Raw genomic sequence first — 16,464 nt, forward strand, 5'->3', positions numbered from 1 at the left:
AAGCAGGGAGCGATTTTTATATGAAAGCCATATTAGTAGATGCACAGAAACAAGGAATGGACAAATTTTATCTAGGCACTGTTGAAGAACCTATGATTCGAGAAGGCGAGGTTCTTGTTCAAGTTCAAGCTGTTCCATTAAGCACATGGGAGGAAGAGATTGCTTTGAATGATGATCAGCTAACGCTGCCTAAGGAAATGAATAAATATAAGGTGAACCTTGGTCTTGAATTTAGCGGAATTGTAGAATCGGATGGAAAAAGATTTAAAAAAGGAGATCGAGTAATTGGTAGCGTAGATTTATTCGATGATGAGAAGACCATGTCGGAATATATCTCAGTTAATGAGAATTATCTGGCATTACTTCCGTCCGACTTGTCATTTATTGAAGGCGCTGCGTTGCCAGTTAGCGCCGAAACAGCTTATATTGGTTTATTTAAGTTAGCCTGCGTAACCAACAACAAAGAGGTGTTAATTATTGGAGCAAATGGAGGTATTGGTGTCTATGCTATACAATTCGCTAAGGCACACAATGCTGTTATAACAGCAATCGGAGGCAAAAACTCGCTTGATAAACTTAAGGCTTTAGGAGCTGATGAAGCCTATTATTACCGGGAGGTATCACCAGAGGACTTGAATAAAAAGTTTGATATTATTTTTGATTTAGGCAAAACCTTGTCCTTTGATAATACTAAAAAGCTGCTCAAAGAGGATGGCATATTCGTGAGCTCCAACCCTCAGCTTGATCAGCTTACCCCGCTTACAGCTACTACAAACAATCCTTACTTGTTTGTAGCTCATGGAACAAGTGAAAATCTGGAAGAGATTTTAAGATACGTAGACTTGAAACAAGTTGCTCCAATGGTTGAAGCAGTATATCCCCTGCAAAATTTCAAACAAGCTATTACGAAGTTCATTCAAGGAGAGCGCTTCGGTAAGATCATCATCGAATTTTAATACGAAGGAATAGAGAAGCTAAAAGCTTGGAGGCTGCCGGAGTGTTCGGCAGCCTTTTATTATTTTCGCCAAAACGTGGAACAGTCTTGCTTGTCCAAAATATTAAATTCGATCATCCGCTCAAGTAAGGCGAAATCTACCTGACGATCCCAGCGGATACGCATTAACCCTTTGGTATGGTCATAACCGGCTTGAACGATTTCTTCAGAAAAACGATGGATTCCGGCCTCTTCAGGGGCAACTGCCATATGCTGCTTGGCAACGCTAAAGCCAATAATAAAGGTGTCGTGATCGGTAAACATCGGCTGATTCCACGCGATTTTTGGCATTAGATTGGGAAAGCGGGTCTTTACCCAATTAAAAACCTCTTCCACACGGTCCCGGTGATCCGGGTTGTCGATACCTGCTAAAAACGGTTCAAAAACCTCCATGGATTGGCCTCCTATAAGTAATTACATTTAGAATACTGTTATTTTAACAGGAGGCTCCCGTTCAAACAACCTGCATTCATTACGCTGCACTAATTTACTCATTTGGCCTAAAGTGTTTGGAGGATACGAGTACGGGGTGTGTATACAAGAAAATGGCAGCTTGTTTCTTTTCAATGCAATAAGACTTGTTGACAGCAGCTAAAAACTGATTTATATTTAACCGTATTGTTAAATAACCAAATGGTTAAATTAAAGTGAGAAATGGAGGCATATTGCTTTTACGGTAAACCGAGGGTGAAATGCATATTAGCAATAACAAATTTTAATTAAAGGCAGGTAATTTATTATGGCAACCGTACTCTACATTACAGCGCATCCCAACGTTCAAGAATCAGCTTCGTATAGTTTGAGTGTAGGGAAAGAATTTATTGAGAGTTACCGCTACGCAAATCCGACGGATGAAGTTGTTCATCTTGATCTATATAAAGCTGAGGTTCCACAGCTTGATGCTGATATTTTTAGCGGCTGGGGCAAGCTGGGAGCAGGAACTGCATTTGAAGAGCTGACTGACATAGAGAAAGCCAAAGTAGGCCGTCTCGCTCAACTGGTTGATCAGTTTGTAGCTGCAGATAAATATGTGTTTGTAAATCCGATTTGGAACTTTTCGTATCCTCCCGTTCTGAAAGCCTATATCGATTCGGTCTGCGTTGCTGGGAAAACCTTCAGATATACAGAGAAAGGCCCGATTGGACTGCTGTCCGATAAAAAAGCGGTTCACATTCAAGCAAGCGGAAGCGTGCTGTCAGCTGGTTCTGAATTTGCGGAATCCGAGATGAGCCACCGTCATTTGAACTCCATCATGCAGTTTTTTGGCATTACAAGCTTTGAAGGGATTTTTGTTGAAGGGATGGCTAAGGCTCCAGGCCAAGCAGCAGAAATTAAGGAGAAGGCCATTCAACATGCACGTGAAGTTGCCCAGAGCTTCTAATGATATGACAAGCAAGAGCCAAGTGAGTTTCAGGTATTCTAATCCTGAGCCGCTTGGCTCTTTTTTTCGTACAGTCCGTGAAGCCTGCCCCTATTTTGCAGCTATCAGTTATTGACAATGAATTGGAATGTGCTTAAACTTAAACACATGGTTAAATATGATGATGAACTTTTGGACGATGTGTTCCACGTTCTCTCTGATCCAACTAGAAGAGAAATTCTCAAACAATTGGCTGCCGGAGAGATGACGGTTATGAATTTAGCTAAACCTTTTGACATGTCATTGCCAGCTATTTCTAAACATCTAAAGGTGTTGGAGAAGGCTGGTTTAGTTTCGGTTCGGAAGGAAGGAACGTTCCGATACTATTATTTGAACCCTGGGACAGTGGACAGTGCGTTTGAGTGGCTGATGGAGCTCCGGAATTTCTGGACTTCGCAATTGACGAGCCTGGAGAATTTCTTGGACAACCAACCTAAAGAAGACTAACGGAGGCACCCTCTGATGATAACAATCGTGAATGGAAAATTTCTGCTTGAGCTTCATCACGTATATAATGCGAGCAAGGAAAGAGTGTTCCTCGCGTGGACGAAGGAAGAGCAATTGAAGCAGTGGTGGGGGCTGACAGGTTTAACTACCAAAGTTGAGCTTATGGATGTTACGGTAGGAGGGAAATACCGTTTTCACATGGAGGCTCCTAACGGCAAAGTTTTCACTTTAGAAGGCCAATATGTCGAAATCGTACAGAATGAAAAGCTGTCGTTCACATGGAAGTGGCTGAATGAAGGAGACGATGCAGAGGAAACGCTCGCTACGATCAACTTTGTCGAAAAGGACAATAAGACTGAATTAACTGTTACCCATTCCGCCTTCTCCACCATGCAAGTAGCGAAAAGACATAACAATAACTGGAACACTTGTTTAGCAGACGGCTTGCTAAATTACATGAAATAGGGATGTATACCGCTATGAATGAAAGTCACATTAATGTGGCTTTTTTATTTTAACGATGTGCCGTGGAAGGGTTGATCTCACTTTGAAGACAGTAGCTGCGATAAAATTGTATTTCCTTACTGCTGATGAAGGCGGGCAAAGCATAATTCCAAAGGACAACTTCTCAGTACCCATAGTCTTTGAAGAAGATAAAGAGCTGAAGCATGGCTTATGGAGTGCAAGGATTGAATTTCATATCACACCAAATATGGAAAGAGAAACAACAGCAGATTTGTATTTGCTATTTCATGACAATGAAGAGGCGCCGAATCATTTGATCAAATCAGGAATGAAATTTGAATTAATGACCAATAGGGTTATAGCCAAGGGATTTATTGAAACAATCCGAATCGGTAAATAAGCAGCATCCTTTATGCATCGAAGATGTTCGGCAGTCGGATACATGATCCGCTGCCGTTTTTAATGTATAAACGAGGTGAATACTAAACTAAAGCTGCTGTTAAGTAATTAACAATGTTGACATGACACCAAATAGTTTCTTATGATAAAAAAGTCACCTAATGGTGTCTAATAATTATAAAACAATCAGTAGGCTTAGGAGAGGGTGTTGTGAGCGATAGCAACCAGTTGCGGGATGTGTTTGACGCGATTGCAGATCCAACTAGGCGCCGGCTGATTCGACTGCTAGCGGAGGCAGAAGAAATACCGCTGCATGAATTAATGCCACAATTTGAAATGGGCCGTACAGCAGTGTCCAAGCATCTGACAATCCTTAAAGAAGTAGGGCTAGTATATGACCGTAAAGTCGGCAGAGAAACGCGATATCGATTAAATGTTTCTCCACTCAGCGAAATTCAAGATTGGGTGGCTTTCTATAATAAATCGGGGAATTAATAATGATAACTAGAGGGAGAGTATCTTGATGGCTGCAGGTATAAAGAATTCGAAGATTGATCCTTATTTTAAAAAGCTAAAGAGCTGGAAGGAAGAGTTCGAGCTGTTGCGGGAAATCGTTCTGGATTGCGAGGTGACCGAGGATTTCAAGTGGATGCATCCTTGTTATACGTATGACAATAAGAACGTCGTTCTGATTCATGAATTTAAGGAGTACTGTGCGCTTCTCTTTCACAAAGGTGCACTGCTCAAGGATCCTCATGGCATTCTAGTGCAACAAACGGAAAATGTTCAGGCAGCGCGTCAGATCCGGTTCACCAGTCTTCAGGCTATTGATGAAATGCAGCTTATTATCAAAGATTATATTGATGAAGCGATTGAAATCGAGAAAGCCGGCTTGAAGGTAGAGATGAAGAAGAGTACGGAATATACCGTACCTGAAGAGCTAGACAATAAATTCGTTGAAATTCCTGACTTGAAAACGGCATTTGAAGCCTTGACACCGGGGCGGCAAAGGGGATACCTTCTGTTTTTCTCTTCAGCTAAACAATCCAAAACCCGTGAGTCTAGAATCGAGAAGTACATTCCGCATATCCTCGATGGCAAGGGAATTGACGATAAATAGGCAGAAATGGAGCAATAAAAAAAGGATTTTCCATCCGTCTTACAGGAGACGAGAAGGAAGATCCTTTTTTGCTGTTGACAAATGGTTCATAAAATCAAATAATGGTATTAGTAAACATAAACATTTACTAAGTATAAAAAAGGGGGCGGGGTATGTGGCAATGTTATCATTTGTTGACACCATTGCGCCTCTGAAGGGACCACTTCCGTAGAAGTTGCGTGGCTTAAGACTGATCCCTTCGCCGAATGCGATATACACATTTTTTACCGCCCTTGGTTAAGCATTCCGGACGGCTAATATCTGCATCTAGTAAAGCCTCGAACAAACGCAATTCGCACTGGCAGGCATGCGTATATTGATGCGCTAATTGCGAGATGGGGCAGTTATGCTCAATTAGGACATATTCGTCATCGCTGTTTTTTTGCAGCTCCGCCATGTAGCCGTTCTCGTTCTGAATGGCTGTAAGCGTAGATAACTTATCTTGAAAATCTTTATCATTCATCCTGCCTGAATACTTCTTATAAAGCGTTTCTTTGCGCAGCTCGAACAAGCGCTCGACCATGCTTTCGCCTGATTCCTTAGCTAGCTCGTCTAGCAAGTCGAGGGCGACGGTTGAATATCGGTTCGGAAACAGCGCATCGGCGCTTTCCGTTAAATGATATGCAGCAGTTGGCCTGCCCATCGGCAGCCGGACTAATCTCGACTCGATTAATCCGTCACGCTCCAGAGTGTCAATATGACGGCGGACGGCTATGGACGTAATATCCAGCCGATCGGTAAGTTCTTTGGCAGTAAGTTCATCATTAGTTTTTAACAAATGCAATATCGTGTCACGGGTCGATAAATCGGCATTTGGCTGCAAGGGGTTCACCACCTTATTAAGAGTTACAGAGTGAAGTCGGAACTTAGTAAATATAATTTATATAAAGTATTTTAACATAATACATCAGGTTGACAACCGTGGTTGAATTCATCAAGTAAAGAAAATTCTATTAAATGGTAGAAGAAGCGGAGGCATTAGAATGATTCATATAAGCGATACAGCAGCAGATAAAATTACGGAAATGATAGGGGATATGGAATCCGATCGTTATTTTTTACGCGTAGGGGTGAGTGACGGAGGATGCAGCGGTCTGTCGTATAGCATTCGCTTTGACGATACATTGGAAGAAGAGGATCAAGTCATCGGCTGGGAGAAGTTCCAGGTTGTCATCGACTATGCGAGCGTGGAGTACCTTGAAGGCATACAAATCGATTACAAAGACATGGGAATGAGCGGAGGCTTTACGATCGACAACCCTAATGCCAAGCTTTCTTGCGGCTGCGGTGCCAGCTTCCGAACGGCCACTTACCGGGGCAAATCGAAGAAATGCGACTGATCTAAAGGGGGACAACAGGATGAAGCTAATCGTTACGGATGCCGCAGTGGATTGTTTCAGGAAAGATTGGGGTTTTCGGGACGGAGATACTATACGCATATATGTCAGGTACAGCGGAGGCGGGGAAGATGCATTCGCATTAGGCATTATGAAGGACGATCCGCAATATCCCGCACTCTCGAATGAATATGGTCATCTTACCTTTTTCATAGAGGAAAATGATGTATGGCACTTAGATGGTCGTGACCTGTCAATTGATTGCCGCAATGATGAGATTACATTTGTCCGCGGTTAATGCTATTCATGGAATTAAACGACGGTATGGAGCTGCAGCGTTATGATGAATGATCGATATGAGCTGTTTAACAAGCTTTGCTTCCGCCATGTACCTTTATCAGAGCACAGCTCCTATGGAATTGGCGGAATTGCGGATTATTTTGCGATGCCGGCCACGGTGGAGCAGCTCGTCACTATTTTAGAAGTAAGCGCGCTGTATGGAATGGATCGCGTGGTGTTCGGCATGGGCTCGAATATGTTATTTCCCGATCGGCCGAAACAGGGGAAGCTGTATATTTCCTTGAAAAATATGGCCGACATTACGGTCAATGAATCTCGCTGGATCCTTACATCCGGCTTGCCGCTCTCGATGTTATCCCTTGCTGGACTGTTCGCCGGCTCGTCTGCGTTTCAATTCACTTATTTGATGCCGGGCAGTCTAGGAGCGGGAATTTATATGAATGCAAAATATTACAAGGAGCAAGTCGGTGATAAGGTAGAGTTGGTCAATTACATCGATCTGGCCGATCCGGCGTTAGCGGTGCAGCAGATTCGTGCCGAGGATTGTGAGTTTGCTTACAAACAATCGATTTTCCAGCATAAGCCTTGGATTATAGTCGGAGCGGAAATTAGGGTGCCAGAGCATGATGAAGCGGCGATTGCGCATAATGGGGATATAAAGCGGGTTATAAGGAAATATCAAAACTCGAATGGCAAGTTGTCTTCATTGTCTGCGTTCTATTCCTTCTTCTCTAGCGAGTTGCGGGGGCTTCAGGACAGTCGGATTAGGATAGAAGCGCCTGAGCCGATGATGGAGATTGAGCGATACCGTACAGGTAATAGGCACTTTACTTCCCGTTCTTGCGGCTCTTTCTTTAAAAACAACTACGCTGCAGGCGCCTCAATCGGCGCTCTGGTTGACCGGCTGGGGCTAAAAGGTGCCGCCCATGGCGGGGCTATTATATCGCCCTATCATGGCAATATGATTCTGAATGCCGCTCAGGCAACGGCTGCTGATGTATTATATTTGAAGGATACCCTCTCGGATGCGATACACCGTCAATATGGATTTATTCCGGAGCCGGAAGTGGTCATTATGACTGAATAAATACTGTATAGAAGAAAACTCCGCTTCGATGAGGAAGCGGAGTTTTTTGTCTATTTTTGAGGTCTTATGCCTGCGGTTCGATATTATGATTATGACGAAAAAAGTTCGTTGGATCGTATTTAAGCTTGATGGCGGCCAATCGCTCGTAATTGTCCCCATATGTAGCTTTCGTAATTTGTCGGTCAGCTTTGACCGCATTCAAATACGATGTTTTGCGGACAGAAAATGGCAGCATTGCTTCATAAGCCGATTCGATCCATGCTTTAATCTTCTGCTCTTCTTCCATCGGATAATCGACATCGAAGCAAAGAAGAAATGAGGCGTCACGGACAGCAAATGCTGTTGCGGCTGAAGGGATCCGATTCATTTTACCGTGGCATTCCCAGAATTGAACCAGTAAGGACGGACTTGGCAATTGCTCGATTGTAGCCAACAGGGCATCAATTGTCTCATCATTCATCTCTTTGATGAACAGAGAGGTTCCCGCAACTGCGACATTATTTGGCGCTGCCAGGTCAAATCTGGACTGCAGCTCCGTAAACCGGACGATCCCCGTGTTATCCGAGAGTGGTTCCGCCAGCTCGCGCAGCGGCTGAATCGCTTGATAACCTTCGTCTTTATCACTCTCACCTGCATACAATCCTGCGATAACAATTACACGCTTATTATGAAGCGGCTCAGGAATACCCGGGGCAGCAGCCATCTGAAAGGTCATCATATTAAAGGAAACATCATCAGGTGCGTTGCGCAAAAAGGCTTGGGCATTACGCAAGACTTGCTTGGCATCCTTATAATCGTACATCACATCTACAGACAGCACTTCAGGTCCAAGGGGATACAATTGAAACTCAAACGAAGTGACGATGCCGAAGTTACCACCGCCGCCGCGGATTGCCCAATATAAATCAGGGTGTTCTTGCGCGCTGACCTTTATGTGATCGCCATCAGCGGTAATTAGACGAGCGGATACGATATTGTCACTCGTTAAGCCGAATTTGCCGCGCAAATAGCCTGTTCCGCCGCTCAGAGCGAGTCCGGCGATTCCCGTTTCCGTCACGGTACCGGTTGGTGTAACCATGCCGTATTTTTGCGTCTCCGTGTCATAGTCGCCTAGCGTTACCCCAGGCTCCGCGATCGCTGTATTGCGCTCCAGATCAACCGTGACTTTACGCATTTCGGAAAAATCTATCATAATTGCACCGTCACAAATCGATGTACCGGCTACGTTATGACCGCCTCCGCGTATCGTAACTGGAATATCGTTCGCTTTCGCAAATTTTACGGCAGCAACGGCATCGGTATCAGCTTTGCAAACGACAATTGCAGCGGGAAGCTTATCGAAAGCGGTGTTCCAAATTTTTCTTCTATCATCATAGCCGTCCTCTCCCGGGAGAATGAGACGCCCGGTTAATTCAGCCTTTAATTGCTCGTACATATGGATTCCCTCCTGAAAATAGTAGATTGCCCGCTGCACCACATTTTACTTCTCAGGTCAATTGATGTCAGCGGGAATGTGTTCATTATAGCTTACATAATAAACTTAGTAAATATAAATGTTTATTAAGTTATTTGGTTTGTTTTCTTGGCCTACGTTGGAAAAATCCAACGTAGAGATCGTGTTTGCGCCAAATCCTTCAGCTACGTTGGAAAAATCCAACGTAGAGCTCGTAACTGCTCGAAATCCTGCGTCTACGTTGGAAAAATCCAATGTAGCGTCCGTATTTGCTCGAAATCCTTCGTCTAAGTTGGAAAAATCCAACGTAGAGATCGTGTTTGCGCCAAATCTCTCAGCTACGTTGGAAAAATCCAACGTAAACTATCGCTATTTCAGCAGCAATTGTTCCAGCACTCTCAGGGTAAGCTTACAGCAAATCTCCGATATGCTTGCCATTGGAAACGGAGCGACGTTAGCCCCTTAGCAACCTTCGGATGCAAACTACTAAAGGGCAGTAAGATAATCAACGCTTAGATACTCGCATGTTTCTTTCGGACGGATAGCACTCCGCCCCTCCAATCTAGCTGTGCAGTAGAACTTTTTCGTCCTTTGCGATAATTCCGGAACTTCCCCTGTGTGTTCTTTAATTGAAAGGAACAGATACGAGACGTGACAGAAAATAGATGTAAATATAGTCCAAAAAGACTATATATCATTGTGAAATTCGCTATAATAGGGAGTAATTAAAAGTTGAGGGGATTTGTGGATAGATGGCAAGGAAGAGAAGAAAGAAAGCGCAAACCGATCCTATTCAAGCGCTGGTCATTTTGTTGATGTTAGGTTCATTTTTCGGCATGTTTAAATGGACGAATTCACTAGTCGCCGCCTCGATTTCAGCAGGATGTGTTCTGGGGATGTACGCTGTAATCGTCATTTTATACAACCAGAAACAAACGGAACGATTAAAGAAATCAGGCATTAAGGAAATAGATAAAATGGAGGGAAGACAATTCGAAATTTACTTGGGTCATCTTTTCCGCATGCATAACTATGTTGTCGAAGTAACTCAAGCAACCGGTGATTTTGGTGCAGATTTGGTTATTAAAAAAGGCAGCCAGAAGATCGTAGTGCAAGCTAAGAGATACGGAAAAAATGTGGGGCTGAAGGCGGTGCAAGAGATAAGGGCTGCTTTGGACCATTATGGTGCTGCAGAAGCTTGGGTAGTTACCAACCGTGATTATACGGAGCAAGCTTACACGCTAGCAAAATCGAATGGAGTACGATTAATTAATCGGGAGCAGCTCATTGCGATGATTCTTGCAGTTAATCCGAAGAATAAGAGCGGCAGACAACCTTCCTCCCAGCCTGAAAAGGAGGCAACTCCAGAAGCAGCAGCAGCGGTAGCAGCAACAGAAGCAGCAGCTTCGACTGAAGAACCAGATGATCTCGAATGTCCCAAATGCGGTTACTTGCTTGTCAAAAGAAACAGCAAGCGCGGTGAGTTCTACGGTTGTTCGAATTTTCCGAAGTGCCGGCACACTCGAACAATTAATGAAGCAGCTGAGAATGTCTGAGGAATCCAGCAATCTTCAGGAAAAATCGATACTTCAACGAAAGTAACCGGGGAGTGATAATAACTTGAGCCTAATGCGATTGAAAATACCAGCTGGCTATGCAATTACTTATAATAAATTTCATGATGTTGATCCTATTCCCGAAGAAGGTGATGAAGATTTTTTGAGCAATTGGTTTTATTTCACAGAAGATATCCTGCAGATTAGTAAACTTGCAAATGTTAATGGATGGCATGTTATTCCGGAAAACAATACATATTTAATCGATCTGGGATGGTACCCTGACGGCAGTCAAAATGGGGAATATAGATTAGAACAAATACAAGTTGACGAAGAAGGCTGCGGGGATAGACTGAAAATAAAACGCTCTAAAGACAGGTTTGAAATCAGGGATACGATTGAATTATGGTTGCGAGAACTAAATAATAATCAACCTGATGATGGATTTTAGCTATCAGCAGCACAAATATGCGTCCAACCTGCCTTTTACAAGGCGGGTTTTTTTCAGAAGAAAACACACCTAAATCGACTGGAATGTACGTTATATTGGACACGATACTGCACAATTATTTATAATACAAATCGAGTGCACTCCTAGATCTTAGGAAGATTTATAGTTAAGCATAGCACTCTAAATGATCAACTTAGAGCACTTAAATGAGAAGCGAGGGAATGCGTTATGTCTTTAATAGAGTTTGGGATTGTAGGAAGAGGCTGGAGAGCTGATTTTTACTTGCGGATTGCAAAATTGCTGCCGCACCGTTTTGCGGTTCGCGCGATGTTAGTCCGTGATGAGGAAAAAGGCAGGGAGATCGAGAAGGAATGGGGAGTGAAAACTTTCCGCGACATGGATTCTTTCGCTGCAAGCGGCCCCTTTATGTTCGCAGTCGTTTCTGTCCCATGGGCAGCGATGCCCGACTGCACATTGGAGCTGGCTGAACGAAATATCCCTGTACTGACGGAGACTCCTCCAGCAAGTGACATTCCAGGTATGATTGCCTTATATGAATCACTGCGCAAATTGAATGTTCCCGTACAGGTAGCCGAACAATATTTGTACCAACCGATGCATGCTGCACGTATTGCTTTCGTGAACTCTGGTAAACTTGGGGACGTTTCTCAGGTGCAAGTATCGGCCGCACACGGCTATCATGGCATCAGTCTCATTCGGAAAATGCTTGGGATTCAGTTCGAGAATGCCGTCATTAAGGGTCAAAGATTCACATCTAAAATTGTGCAAGGCCCAGGCCGATATGGCCCTCCTGAAAGTGAAGTGCTGGATGACTCCGTACAAGATATCGCTACGCTTCGTTTTGGAGATAAGCTGGCTTTGTTTGATTTTACAGGGGATCAGTATTTCTCTTGGATTCGCCGCAATCGAATTCTCGTCCGCGGAAGCCATGGCGAGATAACAGACGAAACTTACCGGTACTTGAAAGATTTCAAGACCCCTATATCCGGGCAATTCCGAAGAGTGGATACTGGTCATAACGGCAACCTGGAAGGTTATTATCATCAAGGAATTACAGCTAATGATGAATGGATGTACGAAAACCTGTTCGTTCCGGGGCGTTTAACCGATGATGAGGTCGCCATTGCAACGAGTTTGGTCAAGATGGCTGACTATGTACAGGGCGGACCGCCATGCTATCCGCTAGAAGAAGCGATGCAGGATCATTATTTGTCGATTATGATGCTGTCGGCTATCGAGTCGGGTGAGGAACTGACAACGGCAACTCAGCCATGGGCGCTGTAACGCGAATCGAAGGGAATAACATAACTGAATTCAAAGCTGTAACAATAGTCAGGCTGATGGATATATACGTCCATCAGTCTTTTTGTTTTGACATCGCAATTTTAATATTTAAGTTATATTTATCAATTTCATCTATCATTATCATAAGAAAAATGATATTGATCAATAATTCTGAATTTCATACAATGAGGCATCGGCCGAGAGTTCATTACACAATAACAGGAAGTGGTGACCGTCCATGCAAACTGTGGCTGCCTTACAAAAACAAAGAACCTTCGGTTCGATTCAATTTTTACCTGTCAATTTATTCGCTTCTGTTATGGGAATTTCAGGTCTGTCATTGGCTTGGAGAGAAGCCAGCAAGCTATTTGGCACGTCTGCCCTTATAGCCGAGATTAGTGGGATAGTTGCCATTATTGTATTTATCGCGTTGAGCATCGGTTATATTTCAAAATGGATTTTGTACCCGAAGAAAGTGAAAGATGAATTCAAGCATCCGATTTCTGGAAATTTTTTCGGTATGATAGCAATTGCATTGCTCTTGCTCTCCTCGGTTATCGGCGGCTATAGCCAAATATCCGGGCAAATCATATGGATTGTTGCTACAGCAGCAGCCATAACACTTAGCTTTGTTTTCGTTGCACGCCTATTGAACGGGAATCATGATCCGGCCAACACAGTTCCAGCGTTGCTGATTCCGGTAGTCGGGACGATTGATATCGCAGTTGCTGGCGGTACTATGCCGTTTCCATGGGCGCATGAAATTAATTTGTTATCTCTTGCAATAGGCGGATTTGTGGCTGTCGTATTCTTCACCTTAATTTTATCGAGACTGATTCATCATGCCCCGCTGCCGCCTGTATTAATGCCTTCAATGATGATTATGATTGCACCGTTCGAGGTTGGATTTCTTGGTTATACGAATTTCGAACAGCGGATTGATCCGTTTGCCTCCATCTTGTTTTACTTCGGTCTGTTCTTGTTCATCGTCTTGTACTTCAAAGTATTCAAAAGGTCTATTCCGTTTGGCGCTTCCTGGTGGGGGGTAAGTTTTCCGATAGCTGCTCTTAGCAATGCTGCATTGAAATACGCGATGTTCGTACATTCTTGGCTCTTAAATGTGATTGCGGCATTTTTGCTGGCTTTTTTGAGTATTGTTTTGGCTGTTCTCCTAGTTCGCACGATAAGTATGCTGGTCAAAGGAAATCTGCTTAAAGGCTGATCGAATTGGACAAGCTGTCAATATAAATAAGGTCGCGTATATCGCGGCTTTTTTTATTGGGTATGAACGAGGCAGGATAACAGAGTGAAGGATTGTAATATATAATAGATAAAGAGATCAGGCGGTGAGCAGCTTTTGAAATCCGATATAGATTTTCATATGTGGTTTACTTTTGAAGAACATTGTCAGGGCAAGCATTATATAGTGGGAAATCCTCATACTTTTCATGGGAGAATATTAGCCTATTGCTCAGAAAAAGATGTGTTCTTTAATGTTTCACTTAGTGAAATAAACGAAATGTCATTACAAACAAAGTATTGGATTAAAGGCTACTTATCAGGCAATGAACCATCACCTCCTGTAGATGAAGAGGGGGATGTATTCCCTCCGGCACATGTAGCCAATATACATTATGAAAACAGCATTTCTTTGTTCCATAAAACAGGTTCATGGTATTCCGGTGAGAGGAATTGTACGGTTTGTGGAACAAAACTATTACATTCATGGATTGGAATTGAATGTGAAGACTGTATAGATTAGATAGATGGAGCATGAATTCACAGCATAAAAGGAAGATAAACAGACATGCACATTGTACTTGATGAACAAAAGATTTACTTTCATGTTCAATATGGAGCAGGTAAAAAGGTTTCGATCCAAATGGACCCATCGGGATTAATAACTGTTAAAGCGCCAAATGGAACGAAAGATGAACAATTAATGCAGCTTGTGGAGCGTTATGGCAAGCAGATACTGGCACGAAGGCAGGCGCTGGAAGCGGCGCAGACTGTTACCCAGACTAAGGATTACGAAGGAACAGGGAAATTCCTGTACTTAGGCAAATATTATCCGCTAAGTGAGTTAATTGAGACGGGTGGGGCAGACAAAGAAGAAGAGCTAAAGCACAAGCTTAAGCGGTTTTATTTTACGAGTTGTAAAAAGATCGTCGGCGAACGGATCAAAATTTATCAGGACCAGCTGAAAGTGAGACCAAAGTCATTCGAAATCGTCGAGTCGCTTACGAAATGGGGAAGCTGCAGCTCGAATAGGAATCTCACGTTCAACTATTTACTTGCGATGGCACCGCTCGATGTGATCGATTATGTGGTCGTCCATGAGCTAGTTCATCTGCTTCATATGAATCATGACCGTTCGTTCTGGCGCCGTGTCGGCAGCATCATGCCGGACTACGAGGAGAAGGAGCGATATTTGGCGAGGCATGCACAAACGATGACGCTATGATTGCAGACGATTGCGACTGATAGAGATGATTTCTTTTAAAAAGGGGGAATCTGCTTGAAGATTGGTGTCATTGGCGATTTTAATCCGGTCTACCTCTCACAGCAAGCAACGAATGATGCTTTAGATCATTCTATCTATAAGACTCAAGCTCAGGTTCAATATGACTGGATTCCAACGGTGACAATTGCTGAACAGCTAGATGTGATCAAAAACAATTATCAGGGGTTTTGGATAGCCCCAGGTATACCTGAATCGGCAGCTGGAGTCTTGCAAATTATTAGATATGCCCGTGAACACAATGTCCCGCTATTAGGAACTTGCGGCGGATTTCAACATATTATTTTGGAATATGCTAAAAACAAATTAATGCTTGAAGATGCGGATCACGAGGAATTAAACCCTGATGCTTCTAATCTCGTTATTAGTAAACTTGCTTGTTCACTAGTTGGTCAGACAGGTGAGGTGTTTATAAAGCAGCCCTCATTGGTTTCTAGCCTTTACCAAGAGACAGCTGTCATTGAACAGTTTAGGTGCAGCTACGGGCTTAACCCGAATTTCGAAGTACCAATTGATGAAGCAGGTTTAAAAATAGTGGGAACTGATGCTGAAGGCAGGCCAAGAATTGTTGAATTAGCGGAGCATCCTTTTTTTATCGGCACGTTGTTCGTTCCTCAATTGAGTTCATCCAACGCGAATCCGCATTGCCTGGTAAATGCATTTATTAAACAAATTATATCGACCTAAAATCTATGCGAACAAGTATTTGGATTACTACCTTTATTGGCGAGAAAAAGATAAGCATTTGTCCCTTGAGTCACAAGTGGAACAAATGCTTATTTCATCGAGAAACAATCTACTTCGATATACCTGTTTTATTTTTGATTATAAACTCGGGGTTCGTTACATAATCGATGTAATTTACGACCCCGTTGAACTCCAAATAAGCCTGATAGCGAGTGCGTATAGCTGAATGTGTAATGAAATCAAGGACTTTATCCTTCGCCACCCAACGGCTATCGGTTGTTTCTTCGGAAACAGCTAACTTTCCGCCAACAGGTTTACATACGAAATCAAATATAACTTGTGTAGGAACATCAGTCACACCATCATACCATATAAAAATGCCTGTATTAGAATAGATACCAATCAAGTAACTAACGGTGGTGTCAATTCCACTTTCCTCTTTAATTTCACGTACCAAAGCATCCATCAGATTTTCTCCAACTTCCACTTGTCCACCAGGGTATACCCAACCTCCATCACGGGTTTTTACTAAAAGGATATTTCCTTCACCATCTTCAACAAAACCACCTGCGGCTACAATGTGAGTAGGGAATGGCATGTTTAACCCCCTTGTAAGGTAATATCTTATAGCTTTTTTACAAGCTTCATAGTTGGTCTGCCTCGTTCGTTTAGCAGCATTCACTTCCATTATATGTTATTTGTAGAATGAATCAATAACCCTTTGCGAAAACAACGAAAGAAATAGAGGTCAATTAGGGATGGTGTTGCACCTTCTGAATCTCTAGCTGTTATTGCCGAATAACCTTCCTAATTATTTAATTGCTGCACGAAATGGCCGAGGAATCATGGAAACTAAGAAATAAAATCATATAGCGTACTAGAA

Annotated in this window: 21 protein-coding genes; 17 read left to right on the top strand and 4 right to left on the bottom strand. The window is 43.0% G+C overall.

The window, feature by feature from the left end; translation table 11 throughout:
* Positions 1-20 precede the first annotated feature (20 nt).
* On the top strand, positions 21-956 hold the full coding sequence (locus tag TY10_RS04790; RefSeq protein ID WP_052350368.1) for an NADP-dependent oxidoreductase: 936 nt from the start codon (positions 21-23) through the stop codon (positions 954-956).
* A 59-nt stretch (positions 957-1,015) separates the two neighbouring features.
* On the opposite strand, the gene TY10_RS04795 is transcribed toward TY10_RS04790, so the two are convergent.
* Positions 1,016-1,387: an iron chaperone gene (locus TY10_RS04795; protein WP_042161123.1), complete on the bottom strand. Its 372-nt coding sequence runs from the start codon at positions 1,385-1,387 to the stop codon at positions 1,016-1,018.
* Positions 1,388-1,733: 346 nt separating this feature from the next.
* On the opposite strand from TY10_RS04795, the gene TY10_RS04800 reads away from it, so the two are divergent.
* From TY10_RS04800 to TY10_RS04825, 6 genes are all read left to right on the top strand, one after another.
* On the top strand, positions 1,734-2,375 hold the full coding sequence (locus TY10_RS04800; RefSeq protein ID WP_042161125.1) for an FMN-dependent NADH-azoreductase: 642 nt from the start codon (positions 1,734-1,736) through the stop codon (positions 2,373-2,375).
* Positions 2,376-2,492: 117 nt separating this feature from the next.
* Complete coding sequence (locus tag TY10_RS04805) at positions 2,493-2,861, top strand: ArsR/SmtB family transcription factor (RefSeq protein ID WP_238327453.1); 369 nt, start codon at positions 2,493-2,495, stop codon at positions 2,859-2,861.
* A gap of 15 nt (positions 2,862-2,876) precedes the next feature.
* The gene (locus TY10_RS04810) at positions 2,877-3,326 is read left to right on the top strand and encodes an SRPBCC family protein (protein WP_052350369.1); all 450 of its coding nucleotides are present in this window, start codon (positions 2,877-2,879) and stop codon (positions 3,324-3,326) included.
* A gap of 82 nt (positions 3,327-3,408) precedes the next feature.
* Positions 3,409-3,726 (top strand): hypothetical protein, encoded by a 318-nt coding sequence (locus TY10_RS04815; RefSeq protein WP_042161126.1) that lies wholly within the window; start codon positions 3,409-3,411, stop codon positions 3,724-3,726.
* Positions 3,727-3,935: 209 nt separating this feature from the next.
* On the top strand, positions 3,936-4,220 hold the full coding sequence (locus TY10_RS04820) for an ArsR/SmtB family transcription factor (protein WP_042161128.1): 285 nt from the start codon (positions 3,936-3,938) through the stop codon (positions 4,218-4,220).
* A 28-nt stretch (positions 4,221-4,248) separates the two neighbouring features.
* Positions 4,249-4,845 (top strand): YdeI/OmpD-associated family protein, encoded by a 597-nt coding sequence (locus tag TY10_RS04825; RefSeq protein WP_042161131.1) that lies wholly within the window; start codon positions 4,249-4,251, stop codon positions 4,843-4,845.
* 223 nt (positions 4,846-5,068) lie between these two features.
* Here TY10_RS04825 and TY10_RS04830 read toward each other — a convergent pair whose 3' ends face one another.
* Complete coding sequence (locus tag TY10_RS04830) at positions 5,069-5,716, bottom strand: helix-turn-helix transcriptional regulator (protein ID WP_420329377.1); 648 nt, start codon at positions 5,714-5,716, stop codon at positions 5,069-5,071.
* A 151-nt stretch (positions 5,717-5,867) separates the two neighbouring features.
* On the opposite strand from TY10_RS04830, the gene TY10_RS04835 reads away from it, so the two are divergent.
* Genes TY10_RS04835 through TY10_RS04845 form a run of 3 tightly spaced genes read left to right on the top strand, consistent with a single transcriptional unit; the run spans position 5,868 to position 7,608 of the window.
* Positions 5,868-6,224 (top strand): HesB/IscA family protein, encoded by a 357-nt coding sequence (locus TY10_RS04835; protein ID WP_042161135.1) that lies wholly within the window; start codon positions 5,868-5,870, stop codon positions 6,222-6,224.
* Positions 6,225-6,243: 19 nt separating this feature from the next.
* Positions 6,244-6,519, top strand: coding sequence for a HesB/YadR/YfhF family protein (locus TY10_RS04840; RefSeq protein ID WP_042161137.1), 276 nt, complete (start codon positions 6,244-6,246; stop codon positions 6,517-6,519).
* A gap of 42 nt (positions 6,520-6,561) precedes the next feature.
* Entirely contained in the window at positions 6,562-7,608 is a 1,047-nt protein-coding gene (locus tag TY10_RS04845) for a UDP-N-acetylmuramate dehydrogenase (protein ID WP_238327439.1), read from the top strand.
* Between the two features lie 64 nt (positions 7,609-7,672).
* Here the strand turns inward: TY10_RS04845 and TY10_RS04850 are convergent, their stop codons facing one another.
* Complete coding sequence (locus tag TY10_RS04850) at positions 7,673-9,043, bottom strand: FAD-binding oxidoreductase (protein ID WP_042161139.1); 1,371 nt, start codon at positions 9,041-9,043, stop codon at positions 7,673-7,675.
* Positions 9,044-9,813: 770 nt separating this feature from the next.
* On the opposite strand from TY10_RS04850, the gene TY10_RS29360 reads away from it, so the two are divergent.
* The 7 genes from TY10_RS29360 (at position 9,814) to TY10_RS04880 (ending at position 15,581) form a co-directional block, all read left to right on the top strand.
* A complete protein-coding gene (locus tag TY10_RS29360; protein WP_042161141.1) occupies positions 9,814-10,617 on the top strand; it encodes a restriction endonuclease in 804 nt (267 codons plus the stop codon).
* A 73-nt stretch (positions 10,618-10,690) separates the two neighbouring features.
* Positions 10,691-11,068 carry a hypothetical protein gene (locus TY10_RS04860; protein ID WP_052350375.1) on the top strand — a complete coding sequence of 126 codons (378 nt, stop codon included), beginning with the start codon at positions 10,691-10,693 and terminating at the stop codon, positions 11,066-11,068.
* A gap of 228 nt (positions 11,069-11,296) precedes the next feature.
* On the top strand, positions 11,297-12,373 hold the full coding sequence (locus TY10_RS04865) for a Gfo/Idh/MocA family protein (RefSeq protein WP_042161144.1): 1,077 nt from the start codon (positions 11,297-11,299) through the stop codon (positions 12,371-12,373).
* A gap of 238 nt (positions 12,374-12,611) precedes the next feature.
* A complete protein-coding gene (locus TY10_RS04870; protein ID WP_042161146.1) occupies positions 12,612-13,595 on the top strand; it encodes an SLAC1 anion channel family protein in 984 nt (327 codons plus the stop codon).
* Positions 13,596-13,730: 135 nt separating this feature from the next.
* Positions 13,731-14,135, top strand: coding sequence for a hypothetical protein (locus TY10_RS30240; RefSeq protein WP_155985702.1), 405 nt, complete (start codon positions 13,731-13,733; stop codon positions 14,133-14,135).
* 45 nt (positions 14,136-14,180) lie between these two features.
* Positions 14,181-14,837 (top strand): M48 family metallopeptidase, encoded by a 657-nt coding sequence (locus TY10_RS04875; RefSeq protein ID WP_042161148.1) that lies wholly within the window; start codon positions 14,181-14,183, stop codon positions 14,835-14,837.
* A 54-nt stretch (positions 14,838-14,891) separates the two neighbouring features.
* Positions 14,892-15,581, top strand: a complete 690-nt coding sequence (locus TY10_RS04880) for a CTP synthase C-terminal region-related (seleno)protein (protein ID WP_052350370.1) — start codon at positions 14,892-14,894, stop codon at positions 15,579-15,581.
* A gap of 109 nt (positions 15,582-15,690) precedes the next feature.
* Here TY10_RS04880 and TY10_RS04885 read toward each other — a convergent pair whose 3' ends face one another.
* The gene (locus tag TY10_RS04885; RefSeq protein ID WP_042161152.1) at positions 15,691-16,179 is read right to left on the bottom strand and encodes an NUDIX hydrolase; all 489 of its coding nucleotides are present in this window, start codon (positions 16,177-16,179) and stop codon (positions 15,691-15,693) included.
* Positions 16,180-16,464 lie beyond the last annotated feature (285 nt).

The organism is Paenibacillus gorillae, assembly GCF_000513275.1.
GTDB classification, from domain to species: Bacteria; Bacillota; Bacilli; order Paenibacillales; family Paenibacillaceae; genus Pristimantibacillus; species Pristimantibacillus gorillae.